The following is a 21374-nucleotide window of genomic DNA, read 5'->3' as shown; positions in this document are numbered from 1 at the left end:
CCACCGTCCATTGTCCCGCGCCCGCGCAAGGGGCCGGGGCGGCGAGGAGGTCCGGGCGCTACACCTGCACCAACGGCTCGCGGGTGAACAGGCTGCCCAGGGTCGGCGCGTTCACCCGGCGGTCGGCCAGGCGCAGGGCCTCCCAGACCGTGACCTGGCTGGCGGTGAGGACCGGCTTGGCCAGGGCCTTCTCCAGTGCGCCGAGGTGGGCGGCGGTGTGCAGGGCCGTGTCCGGCAGCAGGACGGCCTGGGCGTCGGGGGTGTCCGCCGCGCGCGCCAGGGCGAGCACCTCCTCCTGCCCCCAGCCGGCGACCTCGGCCGGGGAGGCGGCGGCCGGGGAGGGCGGACCGGTCACCTCCAGGCCGCCGGCCCGCAGGAAGTCCGTGAACAGGGCGGTGAGGTCCTCCGGGTAGGCCGCGCCGACGGCGACCCGTCGTACGCCCAGCTCGCGGGCCGCGTTGACGAAGCCGAAGGAGGTGGAGGAGGCGGGCAACCCGGCCAGCCGGGCCAGGGTGCGCACCTGCTCCTGGGCGCCCGCGAAGCCGTGCGCGAAGCCGCCGCCGGCACTGGCCCACACCACCGTCTCGGCCCCGGTCAGCCGCAGCGCCTCCACGCCCTCGGCGAACCGCTCGGCGGAGCCCAGCGCGCGCAGCGCCGCCGGCTCGCGGGTGTCCTCGCCGGGGTCGGTGTGGATCAGGTCCACCCGGATGTCGCTGCCCAGGAGCTGCTCGATGCGCGGGTAGTCGTCCTCGGCACGGTGGCCCGGGTAGAGGAATCCGAGTGCGGTCATGTCCAGCCTTCCTGATGGTGATCCGGCGGTACAGGCCGTCGGGCCCACGGTCCGGGTACCCCGTCGGCGCGGCACCGCGCCTTTCGGGCCCCGCAGCCGTGTTGACGGCGCCGGGCCCGGGTGCGAGCGTGGTCGGTCCGTGCACGGTCCACGCAGGTCAGACCTTCGGGAGCCGCCCCGCATGACACCGTTACCCCCCACCGTGCTGGTCCTCGACGCCGATCCGCCGCCCCGGCTCGGCCGCCTCACCGGACGCGCCCGGATCGTGCGCACGGACGCGGCGCACCTGGCCCGGCGGCTGCCCGCCGCGGATGTGCTGCTGGTCTGGGACTTCACCTCGCACGCGGTGCGCGAGGCATGGCCGGGAGACGGTCCCCGGCCGCGCTGGGTGCACACGGCGAGCGCGGGCGTGGACCATCTGATGTGCCAGGAGCTGGCCGCGTCGGACACGGTGGTGACCAACGCGCGCGGGATCTTCGAGCAGCCGGTGGCCGAGTACGTGGCGGCCCTGGTGCTGGCGGTCGCCAAGGACCTGCCGCGCACCCTGGCCCACCAGCGGGAGCGCACCTGGCGCCACCGGGAGACCCGGCGGGTGGCGGGCACGCACGCGTGCGTGGTCGGCTCGGGTCCCGTCGGCCGGGCGATCGTGCGGGCGCTGAAGGCCCTGGAGGTGCGGACGGCGCTGGTCGGGCGGGTGCCGAAGACCGGGATACACGGCCCGGACGACCTGGACCGGCTGATCTCCCGCGCGGACTGGGTGATCGCGGCGGCTCCGCTGACCGAGCGGACGTACCGCATGTTCGACACGCACCGGTTCGGTGTGATGCAGCCCTCGGCGTTCTTCGTGAACGTCGGCCGGGGCGGCCTGGTGGACGAGGACGCCCTCGTCCGGGCACTGGAGCGGCGCTGGATCGCGGGCGCGGCGCTGGATGTGTTCGCCGCCGAACCGCTGCCCGGGGACAGCCCGTTGTGGGAGCTGCCGGGGCTGATCGTGTCCCCGCACATGAGCGGTGACACCGTCGGATGGCGCGATCGACTCGGGGAGCAGTTCGTGGAGTTGTACGAGCGGTGGGCGGCGGGCAGACCGCTGCGCAACGTCGTGGACAAGACGCGCGGCTACGTACCCGGTCGCTGAGGGCCCGCCGCCGGTCCCTACCGGCCGGTAAAACCGGGGTGCATAGCCGGATTGCGTCTGGGTAGCCGCGCCGCCATGGCTGCACCACGTGGGAACGACGCACACACCATACGGACGGAACGCAGACACACCCGGCGCTCCGTGCTGGCGGGCCTCGCGGCGTTCGGCGCGCTGGGCGCGGCGGGCTGCACACGGGTGGCGTCGGCGTCCGGCGAGAACGGCGGCGACCTGCTGGAGCGGCTGCGCGCCCAGGGTGTCGTACGGCTCGGGATCGCCGGCGAGGTGCCCTTCGGGTACATCGACCGGGACGGCAGGCTGACCGGGGAGGCGCCCGAGCTGGCCCGGGCGATCTTCGGACGGCTCGGGGTGGAGCGGGTGCAGCCGGTGCCGACGGAGTTCGGCTCGCTGATCCCGGGGCTGAACGCCCAGCAGTTCGACGTGGTGGCCGCCGGGATGTACGTCACCCCGGACCGCTGCGAGCAGGTCATCTTCGCCGACCCCGACTACCAGATGCCGGACGCGTTCATCGTCCGCAAGGGCAATCCGCTCGGGCTGCGCACCTACGCGGACGCGCTGCGCCGGCACGCGAAGATCGCCACCGGGACCGGGTACGCGCAGATCCAGCACGCCGTGGAGGCGGGCTTCAAGGAGAACGACCTGGTCATCGTCCCGGACCAGGTGGCCGGGCTGAACGCCGTGGAGTCCGGGCGGGTGGACCTGTTCGCGGCCACGGCGGTCACCGCGCGGATGGTCGCGCGGGGCTCCGCCAAGGCCGAGTCGACCAAGCCGTTCGTGGCGCTCGTGGACGGCAAGCCCAAGGCCGACGGCGGCGCGTTCGCGTTCCGGCCGACCGAGACCCGGCTGCGGGACGCCTTCAACGCCGAGCTGCACAAGCTGCGCCGCAGCGGCGAGCTGTACCGGATCATGCGGCCCTTCGGCTTCACCAAGGCCGAGATGACGACCCTGACCGCGAAGGAGCTGTGCCGCCGATGACCGCGGGGCTGTGGAAAATCATCCTCCAAGGAGTTGGCGTCACCCTCCAGTTGCTCGTGTACAGCGCGCTGCTGGCCGCCGTGATGTCCTTCGCCGCCGGTGCCGCGCGCACCCACCGCTCGCGGCTGGTCCGCTTCGTCGCCGGCCTGTACACCGAGGTGTTCCGCGGCATCTCGGCACTGGTGATGATCTTCTGGGTGTTCTTCGTGCTGCCGGTCGCCTTCGGCTGGCAGCTGGTGCCGATGTGGGCGGGCACGCTCGCGCTGGGCCTGACCTACGGCGCGTACGGCGCCGAGATCGTGCGCGGCGCGCTGGTGGCGGTGGATCCGGCGCAGCGCGAGGGCGGGATCGCGCTCGGCTTCACGCCCTGGCAGCGGCTGCGGCTGATCCTGCTGCCGCAGGCGGTGCCGGAGATGATCCCGTCCTTCTCCAACCTGCTGATCGAACTGCTCAAGGGCACCGCGCTGGTGTCCATCACGGGCATGGGCGACCTGGCGTTCAGCGGCAACCTGGTCCGGCTCGCCCTCCAGCAGAGCGCCCAGATCTACGCCTACCTGCTGCTGATCTATTTCGTGATCGCGTTCCTGCTGACCCGCGGGATGCGCGGTCTGGAACGCCGACTGAAGGCGGAGGTGGCCCGATGACCTGGGACTGGGGAGCGGTCGCCGACTTCCTGCCGTACTTCGGCAAGGGGCTGGTCGTCACGCTGGAGGCGCTGGCGCTGGGCTCGCTGATCTCGTTCGCGCTGGGTCTGCTGTGGACGCTGCTGATGCGGGCGCCGACCCGCTGGGTGCGCTGGCCGGTGGGCGTCTTCACGGAGTTCGTGCGGGACACCCCGCTGCTGGTGCAGCTGTTCTTCCTGTTCTACGTGCTGCCCGAGGCGGGGGTGACCCTGTCCCCGCTGACCACCGGGGTCCTCGGGCTCGGGCTGCACTACTCGACGTACACGATGCAGGTCTACCGGGCCGGCATCGAGGCGGTGCCGGCGGGCCAGTGGGAGGCCGCGACGGCGCTGAGCCTGCCGGTGCGGCGCACCTGGACGGCGGTGGTGCTGCCGCAGGCGGTGCGCCGGGTGGTGCCGCCGCTCGGCAACTACGTCATCGCGATGCTGAAGGACACGCCGATGCTGATGACGATCGGCGTGCTGGAGATGCTGGGCCGGGCGCGGCTCGTCTCCCAGCAGCACTTCCAGTTCACCGAGCCGCTGACGGTGATCGGGATCGCCTTCGTCGTCGTGTCGTATCTGGCCTCCCTTCTTCTGCGCACCCTGGAGCGACGTCTTGTCCGTTGAGACCAGCAAGCAGCCGGCCCCGACCGGCACCACGCCGACCGAGCTGATCCGCATCGAGGGGGTGACCAAGCGGTTCGGGGAGAACACCGTCCTGGACGGGCTGGATTTGTCGGTGGACGCGGGCCGGCACGTCACCCTGATCGGGCCCTCCGGTTCGGGCAAGACCACGATCCTCAGACTGCTGATGACCCTCGCCAAGCCGGACGAGGGCACGATCACGGTGGCCGGGCAGCGGCTGTTCCCGGCGCCGGAGAAGCAGGTCCGGGAGGTCCGCAAGAAGATCGGGATGGTGTTCCAGCAGTTCAACCTGTTCCCGAACATGTCGGTGCTGCGCAACATCACCGAGGCGCCGGTCCGGGTGCTCGGCCTGTCGAGGGACGAGGCCGAGGAGCGGGCGCGGGAGCTGCTGGACCTGGTGGGCCTGGCCGACAAGTGCGACGCGAAGCCGACCCGGCTGTCCGGCGGGCAGCAGCAGCGGGTGGCGATCGCCCGGGCGCTGGCGATGCGGCCCCAAGTGCTGCTGCTGGACGAGGTGACCTCCGCGCTCGACCCGGAGCTGGTCGCGGGCGTGCTGGACCTGCTGCGGGACATCGCGCGCAGCACCGACATCACGATGCTGTGCGTGACCCACGAGATGGGGTTCGCCCGGGACATCTCCGACCAGGTGCTGATGTTCGACTCGGGCCGGGTCATCGAGGCCGGTCCGCCGGAGAGGATCTTCGGCGATCCGGAGCGGGAGCGGACCCGGGAGTTCATCAGCGCGGTCCTGTGAGCGGCGGGGCCACCGGCGGAATCCGGCATCGGTACATGCCTTCGGCATATGCCAGCGGATCTCGCCGCCGGTGGGAGCGCGCACACGAAGGGGGCCATCTCGTCGACACCCTCTTCCGCGGGGTCTCCGCGCGGCTATCGTGGACACGATCCGACCCGGATCGCGGCCGAGGGGGACCCATGAGTTTCAAGCCGACCGCCCCGTACCACTGCGCCCAGGAAGCCCTGCGCGTGCTGGAGACCGTCTCCGGCCACCCGGCCGGGATCACCGCCGCCGAGCTGGCCCGCCGCACCGGCCTGGGTCCCGGGCGGCTCACCGGACTGCTGCGGATGCTGCGCCGCGAGGGCTACGTCCAGGAGATCGCCGACGGCGCGTACGTCACCGGCGAGACCCTGCGCCGGCTCAGCTCGGCGCACGACCGGGAGCGGGCCCTGCGCGACAGGCTCCAGCGGAACCTGGACCGGCTGCGCGACTCGGTCGGCGCGGCCGTCTACCTGAGCCGGTACGTGGACGGCGAGGTCCGGGTCACCCAGTACGCCGCCGGGCCGGCCACCCCGGCGGTCAACGAGTGGGTGGACTTCCGCTACTCCGCGCACGCCACGGCCGTCGGCAAGAGCCTGCTGACCCAGCTGGACGCGAACGCCCGCCGGGACCACCTGGCCCGGCACAAGATGGCCCGGCTCACCTCGCGCACGATCACCAGCGACAAGCTGCTGCTGTCCCGGCTGGAGGCCCAGCCGCCGTCGGCGCCAGTGCTCGACCTCCAGGAGTACGCGGTCGGCACGGTCTGCGCCGCCGTACCGGTCACCGCGGGCACCACGGTCGGCTGCCTGGCCCTGTCGCTGCCGGTACGGGACGCGCACCGGCTGAAGCGGGCCGCGGACACCCTGAACCGCAACGCGGCACCGGTCCTGCTCTCGCTGGCGATCTAGACCCGCCGGGAGTGGTCACGAGCACCCCCGGGGACCAGGTAGTATTTTCTTCGTCGCCGGCCGCGGGGAGAAAAACCCGAGGCAGGCGGGAGTCATGCGCCGCTAGCTCAGTTGGTTAGAGCAGCTGACTCTTAATCAGCGGGTCCGGGGTTCGAGTCCCTGGCGGCGCACCTGAGAAGGGCCCTTCGCTTCGGCGAGGGGCCCTTCCGCGTGCGCTCAGAAGGTGACGTCCGAGCAGGCGTAGAACGCGTTGCCGGTGTCGGCGATCGTCCACACCGAGACGATGACGTGGTGCCCGCTCAGGCCGGACGGCAGGGTGCCGCTGTGGCTGAGCGTGGACGGCGGCTGCTGGCCGCCGTAGGGCACCGTCAGGAACGGCGTGAGGTTGAGGTCGGAGCGGGCGAGGTTGTGGCTCTGGTTCCAGCCCGGCTTGGTGATGTAGTACCTGAAGTCCGTCGTGGCGTGCCGGGCGGTGAACTGCCAGCGGAAGGTGTAGGACTGCCCGCCCGTCACCTTGGTGGTCGGCCAGGCCGCGCCGGACGGTGTCTTGGGCGCGCTGAGCTGGGCGAACTGCCCCAGCCCGGCGTTGCAGATCTGGCCGTCGGCGGGTCCGCCGGCCGGGAAGCCCTTGGGGCCCTCGACGCTCTGCGGCTCCCACTGGATCGAGCCGCAGTTGGTCACGGTGCCGTTCTGACAGAGCTTCTGCCTGCTGATGGGGAGGTCGGTGTAGCCGTGGCCGCTGGCACCGCCGGTGGAGAGCGCGAACGCTCCGGCGGTCACCGCGCCCAGTACGACCGCGGACAACTTGGTCTTGGTGCGCATGCTGCCGCTCCTGGAAAACGTGGGGAGTTCTGGGAGTTCGGTGCGCCGTGCAGTGAGGTCTAGACCAAGTCTCAGATTATTGCCGTGCGTTGGACATGTCCATACCAACCGCCCAAGCGTTCGTCCCGTCGCTACACCGGCTCCCCGCGCCCCGAGCAGAACGCCACCGTCAGGTCCCGGACCAGCACCTTGCGGTCGTAGTCGTCCAGTTCGACCAGCCCGCGGGTGGTCAGCCGGGTCACCGTGTCCTCCACCGAGTCCACCACCGAGCCGAGCATGCTGGCCCGCTGCCGGGCGTCCAGTGCGGCGATCCGGCGCCGGTGCACCGCGGCGGCCACCTCGGGGGCGTACTCCACCCGGACCGGCTGCACCGAGAACACCTCCACCCCCACCGGCGCGGTCTCCTCGGCCACCAGCCGGGTCAGCGCGTCCCCGGCCGCCGTCGTCCCGCCCCGCGCGCCGCCCGCCGACTCCACCGGCACCCGGGCCAGCGCCGCCTCCACACACTCGCGCAGATACGTCTCGTGGTCGTCGATGCCGAGCAGGGCCCGCGCGGTGTCCCGCACCCGCCACACCACCAGCACCACCACCCGCAGCGCCATCCCGTCCGGATCCACCGCCGGCATCGCCTCGCTGCGCCAGTGCCGCAGCCGCACGTCCACCCGGCGGCGCGGCAGCAGCGGGTTCACCCACAGCAGCCCGGTGCGCCGGACCGTCCCCCGGTACCGCCCGAACAGGCCCAGCACCCAGGCCCGCCCGGTCCGCCCCCGGGCCAGCCCGCCGAACCCGGCCGCGCCCAGCAGCCCGGACCCGGCGTACGCGGCCCAGTGGGCGAGGCCCAGCCCATGACCGGGGTACGCCGGCAGCCCGAACGCCCGGCCCGCCGGCGGCGGCGGCAGCAGCCCCGCCCACCAGGTGGTGACCAGCGCGCCGGTGAGCCCGCAGGCCCCCGCGAGCAGCCCGGCCGCCCCGGGCAGCACCCGCGCCGGGCGCTCCGCCAACTCCGGGTCGGTCTGCGGCAGCGGGCGGCGGCGCACCGGCACCGGGCGGCCGGGCCGGGGCCGCTCGCCGGTGTCCTGCCGGCGGCCCACCACCGCCGGTCCGAGCGGCATCCGCACCGGGTCGGGGCCGTCCCGGAAGAGCAGGTGGACGGGGATCTCGGTGGTCGCCTCGTTCTGGATCAGCCGGGCCGGCCGGACACCGGCACCGGGGGCGGTACCGTCCGACTGCCCCTCGGACTCGGGCGGGGTGTGGGATGTGGTCGTACTCATGCGTGCTCCAGCCTCCGCGCCAGACGCGTCATGAACAGGGGGTGGACGAGAACGTGCCCGGGCCGGCCGGCGATCCGGGAAGGGGCGGGAAAGAAGAAGGAAGAAGGAAGAAGGAGAACAAGGGGGGCCTAGGCGAACAGGCGGCGCCAGGTCTCCGGCCCCGGGTGGCCGTCCGCGGCGCCGCCCCGCCAGCCCTGGGCCCGCTGGAACGCCTCGACGGCCCTGCGGTCCGCCTCGCTCCAGCGCGGGCCCGGGCCGTGGGCGTAGAACCGGCCGTACCCCTTGCGCACCAGCCGGGCGCCGAGCCGGGTGACGTGGTCGTTGACCGCGCCGGGCCGGAAGAAGGCCGCGCCCGGATAGGGCACCGCCGTCTTCGCGCCGCCGTCCGCCTGGGCACCGGCCGCGCCCTGGGGCAGGCCCTTGTAGCGGTAGGGGACGTACTTGTCGGAGTTGCTCCAGTAGGCGTAGGGGGTGGTCTGGCGGCGGGCGTGCGGGGGTGTCTGCTCGTAGGCCGTGTACGAGGTGTGCTTGTCGTCCGTCCAGCCGCCGAAGATCACTACGTGGGAGCCCTTCTCGGGGTTGTCGGGGTTGTGGAAGAGCAGGATGTCCCCCGGTTCCAGCTCCGCCTTGGTGATCTTCACGCCGAACTGGCCGAGGCTGCCGGTCCACTCGTTGTTCGGCAGGCCCCAGGCCATGGAGACGTAGCCCGAGCAGTCCTGCCGGTAGCCGTCGGACCAGAAGGCCGTCATGCTGTACGGCACCTTGGCGTCCACCCAGGTCTTGGCCCGCTTGATGATGTCGGTGCGGGTGGTGGCCGGGACCGGATCGGCGGGGACCTTCTCGGGGCCGCCCGGTCTGCCGTACAGCGGGCCCCTGGGACCCTGCGGGGTGGCGTACTCGCCGTACTCGCCGTCGTCGCCGGGCAGCGCCTCGCGGTGCGGGGCCTGGCCGGGGGCGGCGAGGGCGACGGCCGGGGGGAGCGCGCCGAGGGCGGCGGAGGCCGCGGTCACGATCACGGCGGCGCGGGCCGCCGGGCGGGCGCGGCCGGGGTGCGGGTGGGGGGAGCCGCCGTGCCGGGAGAGCCGGCAGCCGGGACACAGGCAGTCGCTCGCGGGGTCGACTTCCTCGAACATCGGAGCGGTCATGCGATCTGCCTCACATTCTGGGGGATGTGTCCGCGAGTGCGCACGTTGATCAGTTTCCCAACCGCCTTGGAATCGCGCATTCTGACGGTCCGAATGATGTACGCGAGCCCTCCGGGCGGGGTACGGGACACCCCCGAGGCGGTCCGGAGCACCCTCACAGGTCCGGTAGAGTTTTCTCCGTCAGCCGGCGCCGCTAGCTCAGTTGGTTAGAGCAGCTGACTCTTAATCAGCGGGTCCGGGGTTCGAGTCCCTGGCGGCGCACCGACCGGAAAGCCCCTCGCTCAGGCGGGGGGCTTTTCGCGTGCCCGGTGTCTGAACGGGGGGTTACGCTCTGGCCATGGCAGCCCGGGACCTTCAGGAGCGGATCAAGAAGCTGATCGTGGACCGGCGGCTGCCCTCGGGTGCCCCGCTGCCCACCGAGCCGGAGCTGATGCGGCTGCTCGGGGCGAGCCGGAACTCGGTGCGGGAGGCTCTGAAGGCGCTCCAGGCGATGGGCATCGTGGAGATCCGGCACGGCTTCGGGACGTACGTCGGCCCGATGTCGTTCGCGCCGATGATCGAGGGGCTGGCCTTCCGGACCGTGGCCGGCCACTACCGGGGCGAGGACTCGCTGCTCCAGCTGCTGGAGCTGCGCGAGGCCGTGGAGACGGGACTGGTGTCACGGCTGGCCGGACGGCTGCCGGAGGCGGACCTGGCCGAGCTGGACGCGCTCGTGGACCGGATGGAACGGGAGGCCGCCGAGGGCACCGGGCTCGCCGGGACCGACCGCGCCTTTCACGCCACGCTGTACCGGGGCCTGGACAACGTGCTGCTCGGCGAGGTGCTGGAGGCGTTCTGGGACGCCTTCCACCGGGTGCGGCGCGACCTGGCGGCGACGCCGCAGGACCCCCGGGTCACCTGCCGCCAGCACCGGGAGATCGTGGACGCGGTGCGCTCCGGGGACTCCCTGCGGGCCGAACGCGCCATACGGGACCACTTCGGCAACCTGCGCGCCCGCCTGTCCTCCACGCCGACGGCCACCCCCTGACCGCTTCACCGGCCGCTCACCCCGACACGCCCGTCAGATACGAGGAGACGACCACGTTCGCCGTGTAGCTGCCGGCGGCCCGGTCGAAGGAACCCCCGCAGGTGATCAGGCGCAGCTCGGCGCGGCCGGGCCGGCGCGGGCCGTAGGCCAGATGGGCGTCGAAGCCGTCGCGGGGCAGGATCCGGACGTCGTCCACGGTGAACTCGGCGACCTTGCCGTCCGCGCGGACCACCCGGACGGTGTGGCCCGGCTTGAGGGTGCTGAGCCGGTAGAACACGGCCGGCCGGGTCGTGGTGTCGACATGGCCCACCAGCAGGGCCGCCCCGGCCGCGCCGGGCTTCGGGCCGGCGCCGTACCAGCCGACCACGCCCGGCTGGTCGTAGGGCGGCGGATCGATCGCGCCCCGGGCGTCCAGGCCGCGGGTCACCACCGGGGCCGTCACGCCCAGGGCGGGGATGTCGACGCGCTGGGGCACCGCGTCGGCCAGCGGCCGGGCCGCGCCGGGCAGCCGGGCGGGGTCGCCGGCGCGGCCCGCGGCGAAGACGTCGCCCGTGGCGGCGCCGTCCGTGCCGTGCGTCACGCCGGTCACCTCGCGCCCCCACAGCCACAGTCCGCACAGCAGCAGCGCCCAGGTCAGGGCGGTGACCAGCCGCCCGGTGCCGCCGCGCCCCCGCTCGTCGGACACGGGCGGTCAGCGGCCGGAGCGGGCGCGGCGGGCGCGCAGCCCGACGGCGAGCGCGGCGAGGCCGGCCAGCGCCAGACCGGTCACCGCCTGGCCGGTGTCGGGGCCGGAGGCACTGGTGGCGACGGTGGCGAAGTGCGCGGTGCCGCCGCCGCCCGCGGGCACGGGGGCGATCGGGGAGGCGGCGGCGGTGGCCGGGGCGACGGGCGCGGCGGGGCGGGCACCGTCCGCTCCGCCGACCGTGAGGCTGCCGGTGATCACCCGGTCGCCGCAGACGGCCTTCACGGTGTAGGCGCCCGGCTCCAGGCCGGAGCGGACCCGGGTCTCGCCGCTCAGGGTGCCCCCGCCGCCGGTCAGGCGGGCGTCGGAGACGAAGGCGGCCGAGGCGGCACTGCCCTGCCCGCCCGCGCAGCCCTCGGTGCGCACGGTGAGATCGGCGCCGGGCGCCGGGGAGGCGGGGGTCACGGCGACCGAGCCGCCGCCGTCCGCCGCGTGCGCCGCGGGGACGGCCGCGGCGAGCGCGGCGGCGAGGATTCCGGTACGGACAGTGAGGCGTAGTGAGCCCATCGTGAACCTCCAGTTATCTGGAGGCTCCCCCGCACCGGGCGCCTCCGCATCCTCGGGAGGCGCCCGGCTGCGCCGAACGGGTGATACGGGGTTTCGGCCGGGCGGAACCCGCTCCCCGGGCCGCCCGGCCGGCCGTCGCTCAGACCAGGTCGACCAGGTCCGCGATGGAGTCGACGACCTGGGACGGGCGGAACGGGTAGCGGTCGATGTCGGTGGGCTGGGTGACGCCCGTCATCACCAGGAAGGTGCGCATCCCGGCCTCCAGGCCCGCGAGCACGTCGGTGTCCATCCGGTCCCCGATCATCGCGGAGGTCTCGGAGTGCGCGCCGACCGCGTTCAGCCCGGCCCGCATCATCAGCGGGTTGGGCTTGCCCACGAAGTACGGCTTCTTGCCGGTGGCGGCGGTGATCAGCGCGGCGACCGAACCGGTGGCGGGCAGGTCGCCCTCGGTGGAGGGGCCGACGTTGTCGGGGTTGGTGGCGATGAACCGGGCACCGTTGTTGATCAGCCGCACCGCCTTGGTCAGCGCCTCGAAGGAGTAGGTGCGGGTCTCGCCGAGGATCACGAAGTCGGGCTCGTGGTCGGTGAGGATGTAGCCGATGTCGTGCAGGGCGGTGGTCAGGCCGGCCTCGCCGATGACGTAGGCGCTGCCGCCGGGCCGCTGGTCGTTCAGGAACTGGGCGGTGGCCAGCGCCGAGGTCCAGATGTTCTCCACCGGCACGTCCAGGCCCATCCGGCGCAGCCGGGCGTGCAGGTCGCGGGCGGTGTAGATGGAGTTGTTGGTGAGCACCAGGAAGGGCCGGCCGGACTCGCGCAGCTTCTTCAGGAAGGCGTCGGCCCCGGGAATGGGCACGCCCTCGTGGATCAGGACGCCGTCCATGTCGGTGAGCCACGACTCGATGGGCTTGCGGTCTGCCATGTGCTGCGTCTCCTGGCCTGCGTGCGAACGGAAAACGGGGGGCGCCGGAACCACGGCGTACCGACGCCCCCAGCCTAGTCAGGCCGTGCCGATCCGGACCCCGTCGATCACCCAGTACCAGTTGTTGCCGCCGGTGTAACGGAACCGGACCCGGGCACTGGTGGCGCCCGCCGGCACCTGGAGGGTGACGGTCTCGGTGCGCGAGGGCACGTCGGCGGTGTACGTGCGCACGCTGACCGGGGTGCCGCCGTCGTAGGAGACGAAGACCTCGCCCTTCTGCGGGGACTCGTGCCGGTAGTAGGTGGTGTACGTCAGCACGGCCGTGCCGCCGCCGGTGACCGGGTAGGCGGGGCTGACCAGGGTGGAGTCGAAGGTGCCGGTGTACGGCTTGTCGGCCCACTCGTCGCCGTCGGCGACCGCGAAGACGTTCCGGGCGCGGATGTTGGACTCGCGGTTCTGGTCGCGCTGGGCCTGGGTCCAGAACTCGTCGGTGGTGAAGGACCAGCCGCGCCACTCGGTGACCCCGCCGCCGCCCATCGCGGAGTTGTCGACGGACCAGCCGGGCGGCGGGGTGTGGGTGAAGCCCGCGAGGGCCGCCGGGATGCCGGTCTCGTCCACGCGGGTCGCGAGCGAAGCGCGCAGGGCGTCGAAGTCGTCCGGGACGGGCTGCTGGACGGGCCGGCCGTCCAGCCCCCACCCGGGGTCGAGGGGGATGCCGAGGTGGGCGAGGGCGGAGGCGGCGACGTCCGGCATCTTCACGTCGTGGCGCACCGAACCCGGCGCGAGCGCCGAGCCGGTGGCGATGAGGAACGTCTGCCGTTCCTGGAGGGTGGAGCCGCCGTGGCCGCCGGCGTCGGTGTGGCCGTGGTCGGCGGTGACCATGATCAGCCAGTCCTCGGCGGCGTACGCCGGCCGGGCCCGCACCGCGGCCACGATCTGCCCGACCTGGGCGTCGGCGCCGTGGAGGGCGTCCAGGTACTGCGGGGAGGCGGCGCCGTAGGTGTGGCCGGCGTGGTCGATGTTGTCCAGGTGGACGAAGAGCGCGTCCGGGTCGCCGTCCCGCAGCCGGGCGACCGCGCGGGAGGTGGTGCCGGTGTCGTACTCGGCGCTCGGGGTGGAGACGCGGGTGTCGACCTTCGTGGAGAACACCGTGTCGGTGAGCGGCGCCCAGGAGGCGACGGCGTACGTGGACAGGGCGGGCTTCGCGGTCTCGGCGCGGGTGAGGAAGTCCGGGTACCGGGTGAACCGGGCGCCGGTGAAGGCGTTGTCCTTCACGTTGTGCTTGTCGGGCCAGACCCCGGTGATGATCGTCGACCAGCCGGGGCCGGAGAGGGTCGGGGCGAGCGGGTCGGCGTAGATGCTGCTGGGCGCGGTGAGCCCGGCCGCCATCAGGGCCTTCAGGTGCGGTGCGTCGGCGTCCTTGATCCGGCTGAGCAGGGCGCCGTCCAGGCCGATGACCAGCACCTTGGGGGTCCGGTCCGCGGCGCGGGCGACGGCCGCGAGCGGCCCGGCGCCGGCGGCCACGGCGGCGGACAGCAGGAGGGAGCGGCGGGAGAGGTGGGGCACGGGGTCCTCCGGAGGAAGAGGGGCGGACGTGCGTACGGGCATGGCGGCGCCCCCGGTGGTGCCAGGGGCGTGGGGTCTCGCGGTGCGGGGCCGGTTACGGCCGCGCGGCGGAGGGGTCAGCTGCCGGTCGCGGACTTCCAGTCCTCGACGTAGGCGCCGAGGTTCTTCTCGATGTCGTTCCAGTCGGGTTCGAAGATCTCGACGCCGTCCATCAGCCGGGTCAGCGCGACGGCGTTGGCGTCGGTGGCCTCGACGTCCTGGCGGGCGGTGAAGCCGCCGCCGATCGCGCTGACCTCCTGCTGCTGCTCGCGGGCGAGCATGAAGTCGAGCAGCTTCCTGCCGTTGGCGCTGTGCGGGGCCTTGGTGACCAGGCCGGCCGCGTACGGCAGAGCGAAGGTGGTGGGCCTGCCGTCGGTGCCGGCCGGGAACCAGATGCCGAGGTTCGGCATGGTCTTGGTCTGGGCGTGATTCATCTGCACGTCGCCGTTGGCGACGAGGAGTTCGCCCTTGTCCACCTTGGGGGCGAGCTTGCCGGTGGAGGCGGACGGGCCGACGTTGTTGGTCTGGAGCCTCTTCAGATAGGCGAGGGCCCGCTCCTTGCCGCCGAAGTCGTGGGTCGCCTTGATCAGTACGGCCGTTCCGTCACCGGCGACGCCCGGGGTGGAGTACTGGAGCTTGTTCTTGTAGCGGGCGCCGAGCAGTTCGTCCCAGGTCTTCGGGGGCCGCTTCAGTTCCTTCTTGTTGTAGACGAACCCGAAGTAGTTGGTGACGACGGAGGTCCACGTTCCGTCGGCGGCCTTGTCGGCGCCCGCGACCCGGTCGGCGCCGGCCGGGGCGTACTTCTGCAGCAGGCCCTTGCCGGCCGCCTGCTGGATGAACGGCGGCAGGGTGACCAGCACGTCGGCCTGCGGGTTGCCGCGCTCGCGGACGGCGCGCTGCACCATCTCGCCGGAGCCGCCCTCGACGTACTTCACCTTGATGCCGGTCTGCTTCTCGAAGTCCGCGAAGACCTGGTCGTACCAGCCGTCGCCGTTCTCGCCCTTGAGGCCGTCGGCGCTGTAGACGGTGACGACCTTGGCGTCCGAGGCGGCGGAGGAGCCGCAGGCGGACAGCACGGGCGCGGCGAGCAGGGCGAGGGCCACGGCGAGCGGGACGCGGTTTCTGGGCATGGCGGGGCGGTCTCCTGGCGAGGTGACGGGGGAAATCCGGGGAGGGTTCAGCGGTAGGAGGCCCGGGTGCGGACCCGGGAGACGGCGAACAGGACGAGCAGGGTCGCGGCCATCAGGACCACGGCGACGGCGGACCCGGTGAACAGGACGCCCCGGTCGGTGGCCGCGTAGATGAGCACGGGCAGCGGGGTCCAGTCCGGCGGGTAGAGCATCATCGTGGCGCTCAGCTCGCCCATGGACAGGGCGAAGCACAGGCCGGCGGCGGCGGTCAGCGAGGGCAGCAGCAGCGGCAGCCGCACCCGGAAGAGGACGTAGGCGGGGCGGGCGCCGAGGGAGGCGGCGGCCTGTTCGTAGGCCGGGTCCAGGCGGGTCAGGGCGGCCGACACCGACTGGTGGGCGAAGGCGGTGACCAGCACGGTGTGGGCGGTGATCACGATCCACCGGGTGCCGTTGAGCAGCAGCGGCGGCTGGGAGAACGCCACCAGCACCGCGAGGCCCACCACGACCGACGGCACGGCGACCGGCAGCACGAACAGGGCGTCCAGCACCCGGCGGTGGCGCTTCTTCAGGGCCGCCGCGGCCAGAGCGGCCCAGGTGCCGGCGGTCAGCGCGAGCAGGCTGGCGGCGACCGCCGTGACCAGGCTGGTGGTGAGCGCCTGGAGGGCCTCGCCGCGGGTGGCGGAACGGTAGTGGTCCAGGGTGGGGCCGGAGGGCAGGGCGCCGGACCAGTGGGTGGCGAAGGAGGCGCCCAGGATGACCAGCAGCGGCAGCGCGAACAGCGGCAGGAACAGGACCAGGAACACCGCCCACACCGCCCACCTGGCCTTGCGGCTATGCACCAGCACGACGGCTCACCACCCGGTACAGGCCATACAGGCCCACGGAGATCAGGACGTTGACGACGGCGACCGCGCAGGCGCCCGGGTAGTCGGACTCCAGGATCGCCTTGCCGTAGACGAGCACCGGCAGGGTGGTGACCCCCTTGGCGCCGGTGAACAGCACGATCCCGAACTCGTTCAGGCACAGCACCAGGACCAGGCTGCCGCCGGCCGCGAGCGCGGGCAGCGCCTCGGGCAGGATCACCTGCCGGACGATGCGCGGCGCCCGCGCCCCCAGCGAACCGGCCGCCTCCAGCTGGGCGGTGTCGAGCTGCGCGAACGCGCCGAGCAGCGGGCGCATCACGAACGGCGTGAAGTAGGTGACCTCCGCCAGCAGCACGCCCCAGGGTGTGGTGAGGAACTGGAAGGAGCCGACGACGCCCGTGCCGCCGTAGAGGAACAGCAGCGCCAGCGTGATCAGGAAGGACGGGAAGGACAGGTACACGTCGATGAACCGGGCCACCGGCTTCGCCCCGGGGAACGGCACGAACGCGATGACCAGCGCCAGCAGGAACCCCAGGACCAGACAGCCGGCGGTGGCGGCGAGCGCCAGCCACACGGTGGTCCACAGCGCGTGCCGGAACGCCTCGGAGGCGAAGACGTCGGCGTACGGCTTCAGGGAGGTGCCGCCGGTGTCGGGCCGCAGGGACTGGCGGACGACGAGGGCGAGGGGGTAGAGGAAGAAGAGGGCGAGCAGGGCGACCGGGGGCAGCGCCCACAGGTGGGGGGTCCACCGCCGTGGGGAGCCCTTCCGCTCGGCCGGGCGGGCGGGTACGGCGCGCAGCGCGCTGTCAGTGGTCATCGCCGGTCACCCCCGCGGGCAGCAGCACGCCGTCGTCGGGCGCGAAGTACAGGTCCACGGTGTCACCGAGGGCCGGCGGAGCCTTCAGCTCGCGTACGTCCGCCATCATCGTGTGCCCGTCGACCTCGACGTACAGCCGGTGCGTGGCGCCGCGCCACTGGATCTCCCGTACGGTGCCCGGGAGCCGGTTGGGTCCCTCGCCCAGCCCGACCAGGTGCGGCCGTACGCAGAGCGTGGCGCGGGCGCCCGCGGCGGCCCCGGCCGTGTCGAGCTTCAGTTCGGTGCCCGCGAAGGACACCCCGTCGGCCGTCACGGTCACCGGGACCAGGTTCGCGCCGCCCACGAAGGACGCGGTGAAGGCGTCGGCGGGCGCCCGGTACAGCTCCCTCGGCGTGCCGCACGAGCGCAGCCGGGCCGAGTCCATCACCGCGATCCGGTCGGCCAGGGTCAGCGCCTCGACCTGGTCGTGGGTGACGTACAGCATCGACACGTCGGGCAGCTCGCGGTGCAGCCGGGCGAGTTCGGCGAGCATGCCGGCGCGCAGCCGGGTGTCCAGCGCGGACAGCGGCTCGTCCAGGAGCAGCACGCGGGGCCGGATGGCGAGGGCGCGGGCGATCGCGACGCGCTGCTGCTGCCCGCCGGACAGCTCGCGCGGGTGGCGGCGGGCGTAGCCGGCCATGCCGGTCAGCTCCAGCGCCTCGGCGACCCGCTGCCGGATCTCGTCCCTGGGGGTGCGGCGGGCCTTGAGCCCGAAGGCGACGTTCTCGTCCACGCGCAGGTGCGGGAAGAGGGCGTAGCTCTGCACGACCATGCCGATGCCGCGCCGGTACGGCGGGAGGTCCGTCACGTCCTCGCCGCCGAGGTACACCCGCCCGGACGCGGGCCGCACGAACCCGGCGACCGCCCGCAGCGCGGTGGTCTTGCCGGATCCGGACGGCCCGAGGAGCGCCATGACCTCGCCGGGCTCGACGGTCAGGTCGAGGGAGTCGAGGACGACGTTGCCGTCATAGGCGACCGTGACGGAGTCGCAGCGGATGCCCATGTCAGCGGTCCCCGGCGAGCAGGCCGGGCATGCCGGCCACGGAGTCGAGGACATGGGTGGCACCGGCGGCGGTGAACTCGGCGTCGCCGTGCGCGCCGGTGCGCACGCCGGCGACCAGCCCGGCCCCGGCGCGGACGCCGCTGAGCACGTCGTACGACGTGTCGCCGGCCACCGCGACCTGCCGTACGTCGTCGGCCGCCTTGGTGCGGACGAACGCCTCCAGCACCATGTCCGGGTACGGCCGCCCGCGCCCGCCGGCGTCGGCCGGGCACAGGGTGAGCGGCACCAGGCCGCGCCAGCCGAGGGCGTCCAGGATGGCGTCCTGGGTGACGCGGGCGAAGCCGGTGGTGAGGACGACGGTGCGGCCGGCCTCGGTGAGTTCCCCGATGGCCTCGCGGGCTCCGGGGACCGGCGCGATCAGGCCCTGGTCGACCAGTTCGCCGTACGCCTTCTCGAAGGCGGTGTTGGCGCGCCGGGCGCGGTCCTCGTCGCCGAAGAGGTGGCGGAAGACGGAGATCTTGGACTCGCCCATGGTGGCGCGGACGTAGGCCAGGTGCTCGGCGTGCTCGGCGGAACCGGGCTCGACGCCCAGCTCGGCGGCCGCGGCGGCGAAGGCGCGCTCGACCAGGCCGCCGTCGGCGACGGTGGTGCCGGCCATGTCGAGGACGACGAGGCGGATGTCGGGGGTCGCGGGGGTGCCCGAGGTCTCCGGGGTCATGGGTGTCATGGGGGTCATGGGGGTGTTCACCAGCCCAGTTCGTTCGCGGTGGTCTCGGCTATCGCGGGGGCGCAGGTCATGCCGCGCCCGCCGGGCCCGGTGACCAGCCACACCCCCTCGTGCACCTGCTGGCGGTGGACGACCTTGCCGGGGTCGGTGCACTGCGCGTACACGCCCGCCCAGCGGTGCCGCACGCGCGGCAGCGGCCGGCCGAGGAGGGACTCCACGACGCCGGTGAGGTGCTCGTAGGGCTCCTCGACGGTGTCGAAGGCGAAGGGGTGCTCGTACTCGTGGGTGTCGCCGATGGTCAGGCCGCCGTCGGCGCGCTGCACCATCAGCAGCTGCATCTTGTGCGCGGCGGCGGTCTGCGGCTGCGGCCGGCGGGCGTTCAGCTCGTCCAGGGCCGGGGAGGCGTACGCCGGGTAGTAGCGGAAGCTGTCGGCGTCGGCGACGGAGGTGGTCAGCGGCTCGCCGAGCGGGTCGGTCTGCATCATCTGGAGGCGGACGCGGCGCACCGGGAGGTCCGGGCCGGCCAGTTCGCGGACGAGCCCGCCGAGCCAGGCGCCGGTGCACAGCACGACGGCGTCGGCGTGGTGGGTGTCCCCGTGGTCGTCGCGGACGGTCCCGGCGCCGGTCACATCACGCACCTCCCGGCCGGGCAGGAAGGTGTAGTGCGGGGACTTCAGCAGCTCGGCGCGCAGGGCGAGCTGGGCGGTACGGGGCTCCACGGCCGCGTCCCGCTCGCAGTACAGGGCGGCGGTGAAGTCGCCGCGCAGGGCGGGGTTCAGGGCGCGGGCCTCGTGGGGGGTGAGCAGCTTGTAGCCGCGGGCGGCGGCGTCCGCGCGGGCCACGGCCGCCTCCGCGACGGCGAGTTCGAGCGGGCCGCGGACCGGGGTGAGGGAGCCGTTGGCGCGGAAGCCCAGCGCCGGGACCCGGCCGCCGATCCCCTCCCACAGCTCCCGCGCCCGCAGGGCGGTCTCCAGCTCTTCTCCACCCGCGCGCCCGCTGACCCAGATCTGCCCGAAGTTGCGCAGCGAGGCGCCGCGCGCCTCGGCCTCGCGCTCGATCTGGACGACCTGGTGGCCGCGTTCCACTGCGTGCCAGGCGTGCATGGTGCCCACCACGCCGGCTCCGACGACTGTGACTCTCACGGCGACAACGCTCCTTGTGATGCGGGAACCGGAGACATCCGGCTGACAACGAGAGCGTGAACGAGCCATCACGTTTGGGCTAGACCCGTTATCTTTTTGTGACTTTGACGTGGGGTTCGGGCGACCGGTGTCCCTCGGGTCCGGAGGTGGGCGGTCTCAGCCCTGGAGGTGGGTGGTGAAGGAGAAGCGGTCGCCTCGGTAGAGCGAGCGCACCCGCTCCAGCGGGCGGCCCCCGGTGTCCCGGGAGATCCGGTGGATCAGCAGCATGGGCAGGGCGGGCGGGGTGCCGATGAGCAGGGCCTCGCGGGGGGTGGCCAGGACGGTCTCGATCCGCTCGTCCGCGTCGCCGAAGGAGATGCCCTGGGCGGCGAGATAGCCGTAGAAGGAGGAGTCCGGGTCGAAGTCGGCGTCCAGCCGGGGCACCCGCGCGACGGCGACGTACGTGCTCTCCAGGCCCACCCGCTCGTCGTCCGCGAGCAGCACGCGCTCCAGGTGCCAGACGGGTTCGCCCCGGCTGAGCCCGGTCTCGGCGGCGAGCGGGTCGGGGCACGGGAACCGGTCGAGGGTGACGAGGGTACGGCCGGGGGTGCGCCCCTGCCGGCGTACGCCCTCGGTGTAGCTGGCCAGGGACAGCGGCTGGGCCAGCTTGGGTCCGGCGACCACGGTGCCCCGGCCCCGGCGCCGCAGCCGCCCCTCCAGCACCAGGTCCCGTACGGCCTGCCGGACGGTCTCGCGGGCCACGTCGTACCGCTCGGCGAGATCCCGCTCGGTGGGGATGACGCCGCCCTCCCCCAGCTCCTCCAGCAGCGCGGCGATCCGCGCCTTCACCGCGTAGTACTTGGGGATGCGCCCGTGCTCGGGGATGCCGGAGCGGACGGGGGCGCCGGGGGCCTGGTCGTTGGGGTAGTCCACGGGGGGATCGTCGCAGACGGGGGCCGGGGGCACGGGAGCGGGGAGGGGGCGGCCCGGTCAGCGGCGGGCGCGGAGCAGGAGAAGGGCGCCGGTGGCGGCGGCGAGCAGGGTGAGCAGGGGGACGAGGGTGGTCGTGAGCGGGGTGCCGGCGGCCTGGGGGGTGGCTCGGGGGGCCGGGGAAGGGGCCGGGGCGGGGGTGCCGGGCGGGTGCGTGGCGTGGGCTTCCCGCGCTTCCGGTACGGGTCCGGTGTCCTCCCCGGTGTCCGCCGGCTCCTCCTCGCTGCCGCTTTCTCCGTCCTCGGTGACCGAGAAGCGGTAGGCGCCGGACTCCCCGACCCAGTCCCCGTCCCCGCCCCGCCGCTGGACGACGGCGGCGTGCGCGGTGACCCGGCCGGCCACGGCGTCGGGGGCGAGCGAGAACCGGACCCGTACGCCGACGGTCCGGCCGGGCGGCACGGTGAACCCGGCGAACCCGGTGCCGTCCAGCACGCCGACCAGTTCCTGGGCGTCGGTGGCCTCGAAGGCGACGCGGTGGGCGCGGGGGCCGTCGTAGAAGTCCAGGCGGGGGTGGTCCGGCCGCAGCGCGCGTTCGTCGTCGACGAGGACGACGACCGGGTGGACGCCGGCGCAGGTCCGGTCGGTGGTGTTGGTCAGGTCGATGTACCAGGTGCGGGGCCTGTCGCCGGCCTCGTAGGACGCGGGGCCGCCGCGGATGCGGGTGGCCAGGGGGAAGGTGTGGGCGTCGGCGGCGGCGCAGGTGGGGGCCGCGGGGGCGTGGGGGCTGTCTCTT

At 73.5% G+C, this 21374-nt stretch carries 23 protein-coding genes and 2 tRNA genes; 9 read left to right on the top strand and 16 right to left on the bottom strand.

Annotation, left to right across the window (positions count from 1 at the left end; translation table 11 throughout):
- Nucleotides 1–58 precede the first annotated feature (58 nt).
- A complete protein-coding gene (locus IH25_RS0134940; protein WP_030620343.1) occupies nucleotides 59–790 on the bottom strand; it encodes a maleate cis-trans isomerase family protein in 732 nt (243 codons plus the stop codon).
- A 181-nt stretch (nucleotides 791–971) separates the two neighbouring features.
- Here IH25_RS0134940 and IH25_RS0134935 point away from each other — a divergent pair, with 181 nt between their 5' ends.
- The 7 genes from IH25_RS0134935 to IH25_RS0134905 all read left to right on the top strand — a co-directional run bounded on the left by IH25_RS0134935 (nucleotide 972) and on the right by IH25_RS0134905 (nucleotide 6083).
- The gene (locus IH25_RS0134935; protein WP_030620341.1) at nucleotides 972–1925 is read left to right on the top strand and encodes a D-2-hydroxyacid dehydrogenase; all 954 of its coding nucleotides are present in this window, start codon (nucleotides 972–974) and stop codon (nucleotides 1923–1925) included.
- A gap of 75 nt (nucleotides 1926–2000) precedes the next feature.
- The gene (gene ehuB, locus IH25_RS0134930; RefSeq protein ID WP_245172976.1) at nucleotides 2001–2918 is read left to right on the top strand and encodes an ectoine/hydroxyectoine ABC transporter substrate-binding protein EhuB; all 918 of its coding nucleotides are present in this window, start codon (nucleotides 2001–2003) and stop codon (nucleotides 2916–2918) included.
- Nucleotides 2915–3562 carry an ectoine/hydroxyectoine ABC transporter permease subunit EhuC gene (gene ehuC / locus IH25_RS0134925; protein ID WP_030620336.1) on the top strand — a complete coding sequence of 216 codons (648 nt, stop codon included), beginning with the start codon at nucleotides 2915–2917 and terminating at the stop codon, nucleotides 3560–3562. The genes ehuB and ehuC overlap by 4 nt, the downstream gene beginning before the upstream one ends.
- Nucleotides 3559–4209 (top strand): ectoine/hydroxyectoine ABC transporter permease subunit EhuD, encoded by a 651-nt coding sequence (gene ehuD, locus IH25_RS0134920; RefSeq protein ID WP_030620333.1) that lies wholly within the window; start codon nucleotides 3559–3561, stop codon nucleotides 4207–4209. The genes ehuC and ehuD overlap by 4 nt, the downstream gene beginning before the upstream one ends.
- Complete coding sequence (ehuA, locus tag IH25_RS0134915; protein WP_030620328.1) at nucleotides 4199–4981, top strand: ectoine/hydroxyectoine ABC transporter ATP-binding protein EhuA; 783 nt, start codon at nucleotides 4199–4201, stop codon at nucleotides 4979–4981. Before ehuD ends, ehuA begins: the two co-directional genes overlap by 11 nt.
- 179 nt (nucleotides 4982–5160) lie before the next feature.
- The gene (locus tag IH25_RS0134910) at nucleotides 5161–5913 is read left to right on the top strand and encodes an IclR family transcriptional regulator (RefSeq protein ID WP_030620325.1); all 753 of its coding nucleotides are present in this window, start codon (nucleotides 5161–5163) and stop codon (nucleotides 5911–5913) included.
- A 96-nt stretch (nucleotides 5914–6009) separates the two neighbouring features.
- Nucleotides 6010–6083: transfer RNA gene (locus IH25_RS0134905), tRNA-Lys, on the top strand.
- Between the two features lie 46 nt (nucleotides 6084–6129).
- Here the strand turns inward: IH25_RS0134905 and IH25_RS0134900 are convergent.
- From IH25_RS0134900 to IH25_RS0134890, 3 genes are all read right to left on the bottom strand, one after another.
- A complete protein-coding gene (locus IH25_RS0134900; RefSeq protein WP_030620322.1) occupies nucleotides 6130–6735 on the bottom strand; it encodes a lytic polysaccharide monooxygenase auxiliary activity family 9 protein in 606 nt (201 codons plus the stop codon).
- A 131-nt stretch (nucleotides 6736–6866) separates the two neighbouring features.
- Complete coding sequence (locus IH25_RS0134895; protein ID WP_030620319.1) at nucleotides 6867–8006, bottom strand: SPFH domain-containing protein; 1140 nt, start codon at nucleotides 8004–8006, stop codon at nucleotides 6867–6869.
- Nucleotides 8007–8134: 128 nt separating this feature from the next.
- Entirely contained in the window at nucleotides 8135–9151 is a 1017-nt protein-coding gene (locus IH25_RS0134890; RefSeq protein WP_030620317.1) for a peptidoglycan-binding protein, read from the bottom strand.
- Nucleotides 9152–9338: 187 nt separating this feature from the next.
- On the opposite strand from IH25_RS0134890, the gene IH25_RS0134885 reads away from it, so the two are divergent.
- Together IH25_RS0134885 and IH25_RS0134880 are read left to right on the top strand one after the other, a co-directional pair.
- Nucleotides 9339–9412, top strand: a tRNA-Lys gene (locus tag IH25_RS0134885).
- Between the two features lie 76 nt (nucleotides 9413–9488).
- The gene (locus IH25_RS0134880; RefSeq protein WP_030620315.1) at nucleotides 9489–10178 is read left to right on the top strand and encodes a FadR/GntR family transcriptional regulator; all 690 of its coding nucleotides are present in this window, start codon (nucleotides 9489–9491) and stop codon (nucleotides 10176–10178) included.
- A 16-nt stretch (nucleotides 10179–10194) separates the two neighbouring features.
- On the opposite strand, the gene IH25_RS0134875 is transcribed toward IH25_RS0134880, so the two are convergent.
- From IH25_RS0134875 to IH25_RS38115, 12 genes are all read right to left on the bottom strand, one after another.
- Nucleotides 10195–10863, bottom strand: a complete 669-nt coding sequence (locus tag IH25_RS0134875; protein WP_030620313.1) for a class F sortase — start codon at nucleotides 10861–10863, stop codon at nucleotides 10195–10197.
- A 6-nt stretch (nucleotides 10864–10869) separates the two neighbouring features.
- Nucleotides 10870–11427 (bottom strand): hypothetical protein, encoded by a 558-nt coding sequence (locus tag IH25_RS0134870; RefSeq protein WP_030620310.1) that lies wholly within the window; start codon nucleotides 11425–11427, stop codon nucleotides 10870–10872.
- A 139-nt stretch (nucleotides 11428–11566) separates the two neighbouring features.
- Nucleotides 11567–12346 (bottom strand): HAD-IIA family hydrolase, encoded by a 780-nt coding sequence (locus tag IH25_RS0134865; RefSeq protein WP_030620307.1) that lies wholly within the window; start codon nucleotides 12344–12346, stop codon nucleotides 11567–11569.
- Between the two features lie 78 nt (nucleotides 12347–12424).
- Nucleotides 12425–13954, bottom strand: a complete 1530-nt coding sequence (locus IH25_RS38120; protein WP_209445409.1) for an alkaline phosphatase family protein — start codon at nucleotides 13952–13954, stop codon at nucleotides 12425–12427.
- Between the two features lie 74 nt (nucleotides 13955–14028).
- Nucleotides 14029–15081, bottom strand: coding sequence for a 2-aminoethylphosphonate ABC transporter substrate-binding protein (locus IH25_RS0134855; RefSeq protein ID WP_030620301.1), 1053 nt, complete (start codon nucleotides 15079–15081; stop codon nucleotides 14029–14031).
- 47 nt (nucleotides 15082–15128) lie between these two features.
- Complete coding sequence (locus IH25_RS0134850) at nucleotides 15129–15926, bottom strand: ABC transporter permease (protein ID WP_030620298.1); 798 nt, start codon at nucleotides 15924–15926, stop codon at nucleotides 15129–15131.
- Nucleotides 15913–16761: a 2-aminoethylphosphonate ABC transporter permease subunit gene (locus IH25_RS0134845; RefSeq protein WP_078844576.1), complete on the bottom strand. Its 849-nt coding sequence runs from the start codon at nucleotides 16759–16761 to the stop codon at nucleotides 15913–15915. Before IH25_RS0134845 ends, IH25_RS0134850 begins: the two co-directional genes overlap by 14 nt.
- Nucleotides 16751–17803 carry an ABC transporter ATP-binding protein gene (locus tag IH25_RS0134840; RefSeq protein WP_030620293.1) on the bottom strand — a complete coding sequence of 351 codons (1053 nt, stop codon included), beginning with the start codon at nucleotides 17801–17803 and terminating at the stop codon, nucleotides 16751–16753. Before IH25_RS0134840 ends, IH25_RS0134845 begins: the two co-directional genes overlap by 11 nt.
- Before the next feature lies 1 nt (nucleotide 17804).
- The gene (locus IH25_RS0134835; protein ID WP_107058526.1) at nucleotides 17805–18521 is read right to left on the bottom strand and encodes a phosphonatase-like hydrolase; all 717 of its coding nucleotides are present in this window, start codon (nucleotides 18519–18521) and stop codon (nucleotides 17805–17807) included.
- A gap of 26 nt (nucleotides 18522–18547) precedes the next feature.
- Nucleotides 18548–19672 (bottom strand): TIGR03364 family FAD-dependent oxidoreductase, encoded by a 1125-nt coding sequence (locus IH25_RS0134830; protein ID WP_030620287.1) that lies wholly within the window; start codon nucleotides 19670–19672, stop codon nucleotides 18548–18550.
- Nucleotides 19673–19828: 156 nt separating this feature from the next.
- A complete protein-coding gene (locus IH25_RS0134825) occupies nucleotides 19829–20584 on the bottom strand; it encodes a GntR family transcriptional regulator (protein ID WP_030620285.1) in 756 nt (251 codons plus the stop codon).
- Between the two features lie 57 nt (nucleotides 20585–20641).
- On the bottom strand, nucleotides 20642–21374 hold a 733-nt coding region (locus tag IH25_RS38115; RefSeq protein ID WP_037656225.1), incomplete at its 5' end, for a hypothetical protein.

It is taken from the genome of Streptomyces achromogenes subsp. achromogenes, assembly GCF_000720835.1.
Lineage (GTDB): Bacteria > Actinomycetota > Actinomycetes > Streptomycetales > Streptomycetaceae > Streptomyces > Streptomyces achromogenes.
The sequence above is the reverse complement of the archived record's forward strand: the minus strand, read 5'-3'. Positions and strand labels throughout refer to the sequence as shown.

What these genes read in the sequence shown, in the direction of transcription:
- IH25_RS0134940 (WP_030620343.1), bottom strand. Translation starts at nt 790, where the DNA reads ATGACCGCACTCGGATTCCTCTACCCGGGCCACCGTGCCGAGGACGAC.
- IH25_RS0134935 (WP_030620341.1), top strand. Translation starts at nt 972, where the DNA reads ATGACACCGTTACCCCCCACCGTGCTGGTCCTCGACGCCGATCCGCCG.
- ehuB (WP_245172976.1), top strand. Translation starts at nt 2,001, where the DNA reads ATGGCTGCACCACGTGGGAACGACGCACACACCATACGGACGGAACGC.
- ehuC (WP_030620336.1), top strand. Translation starts at nt 2,915, where the DNA reads ATGACCGCGGGGCTGTGGAAAATCATCCTCCAAGGAGTTGGCGTCACC.
- ehuD (WP_030620333.1), top strand. Translation starts at nt 3,559, where the DNA reads ATGACCTGGGACTGGGGAGCGGTCGCCGACTTCCTGCCGTACTTCGGC.
- IH25_RS0134910 (WP_030620325.1), top strand. Translation starts at nt 5,161, where the DNA reads ATGAGTTTCAAGCCGACCGCCCCGTACCACTGCGCCCAGGAAGCCCTG.
- IH25_RS0134900 (WP_030620322.1), bottom strand. Translation starts at nt 6,735, where the DNA reads ATGCGCACCAAGACCAAGTTGTCCGCGGTCGTACTGGGCGCGGTGACC.
- IH25_RS0134895 (WP_030620319.1), bottom strand. Translation starts at nt 8,006, where the DNA reads ATGAGTACGACCACATCCCACACCCCGCCCGAGTCCGAGGGGCAGTCG.
- IH25_RS0134890 (WP_030620317.1), bottom strand. Translation starts at nt 9,151, where the DNA reads ATGACCGCTCCGATGTTCGAGGAAGTCGACCCCGCGAGCGACTGCCTG.
- IH25_RS0134880 (WP_030620315.1), top strand. Translation starts at nt 9,489, where the DNA reads ATGGCAGCCCGGGACCTTCAGGAGCGGATCAAGAAGCTGATCGTGGAC.
- IH25_RS0134870 (WP_030620310.1), bottom strand. Translation starts at nt 11,427, where the DNA reads ATGGGCTCACTACGCCTCACTGTCCGTACCGGAATCCTCGCCGCCGCG.
- IH25_RS0134865 (WP_030620307.1), bottom strand. Translation starts at nt 12,346, where the DNA reads ATGGCAGACCGCAAGCCCATCGAGTCGTGGCTCACCGACATGGACGGC.
- IH25_RS38120 (WP_209445409.1), bottom strand. Translation starts at nt 13,954, where the DNA reads ATGCCCGTACGCACGTCCGCCCCTCTTCCTCCGGAGGACCCCGTGCCC.
- IH25_RS0134855 (WP_030620301.1), bottom strand. Translation starts at nt 15,081, where the DNA reads ATGCCCAGAAACCGCGTCCCGCTCGCCGTGGCCCTCGCCCTGCTCGCC.
- IH25_RS0134845 (WP_078844576.1), bottom strand. Translation starts at nt 16,761, where the DNA reads ATGACCACTGACAGCGCGCTGCGCGCCGTACCCGCCCGCCCGGCCGAG.
- IH25_RS0134840 (WP_030620293.1), bottom strand. Translation starts at nt 17,803, where the DNA reads ATGGGCATCCGCTGCGACTCCGTCACGGTCGCCTATGACGGCAACGTC.
- IH25_RS0134835 (WP_107058526.1), bottom strand. Translation starts at nt 18,521, where the DNA reads ATGACCCCGGAGACCTCGGGCACCCCCGCGACCCCCGACATCCGCCTC.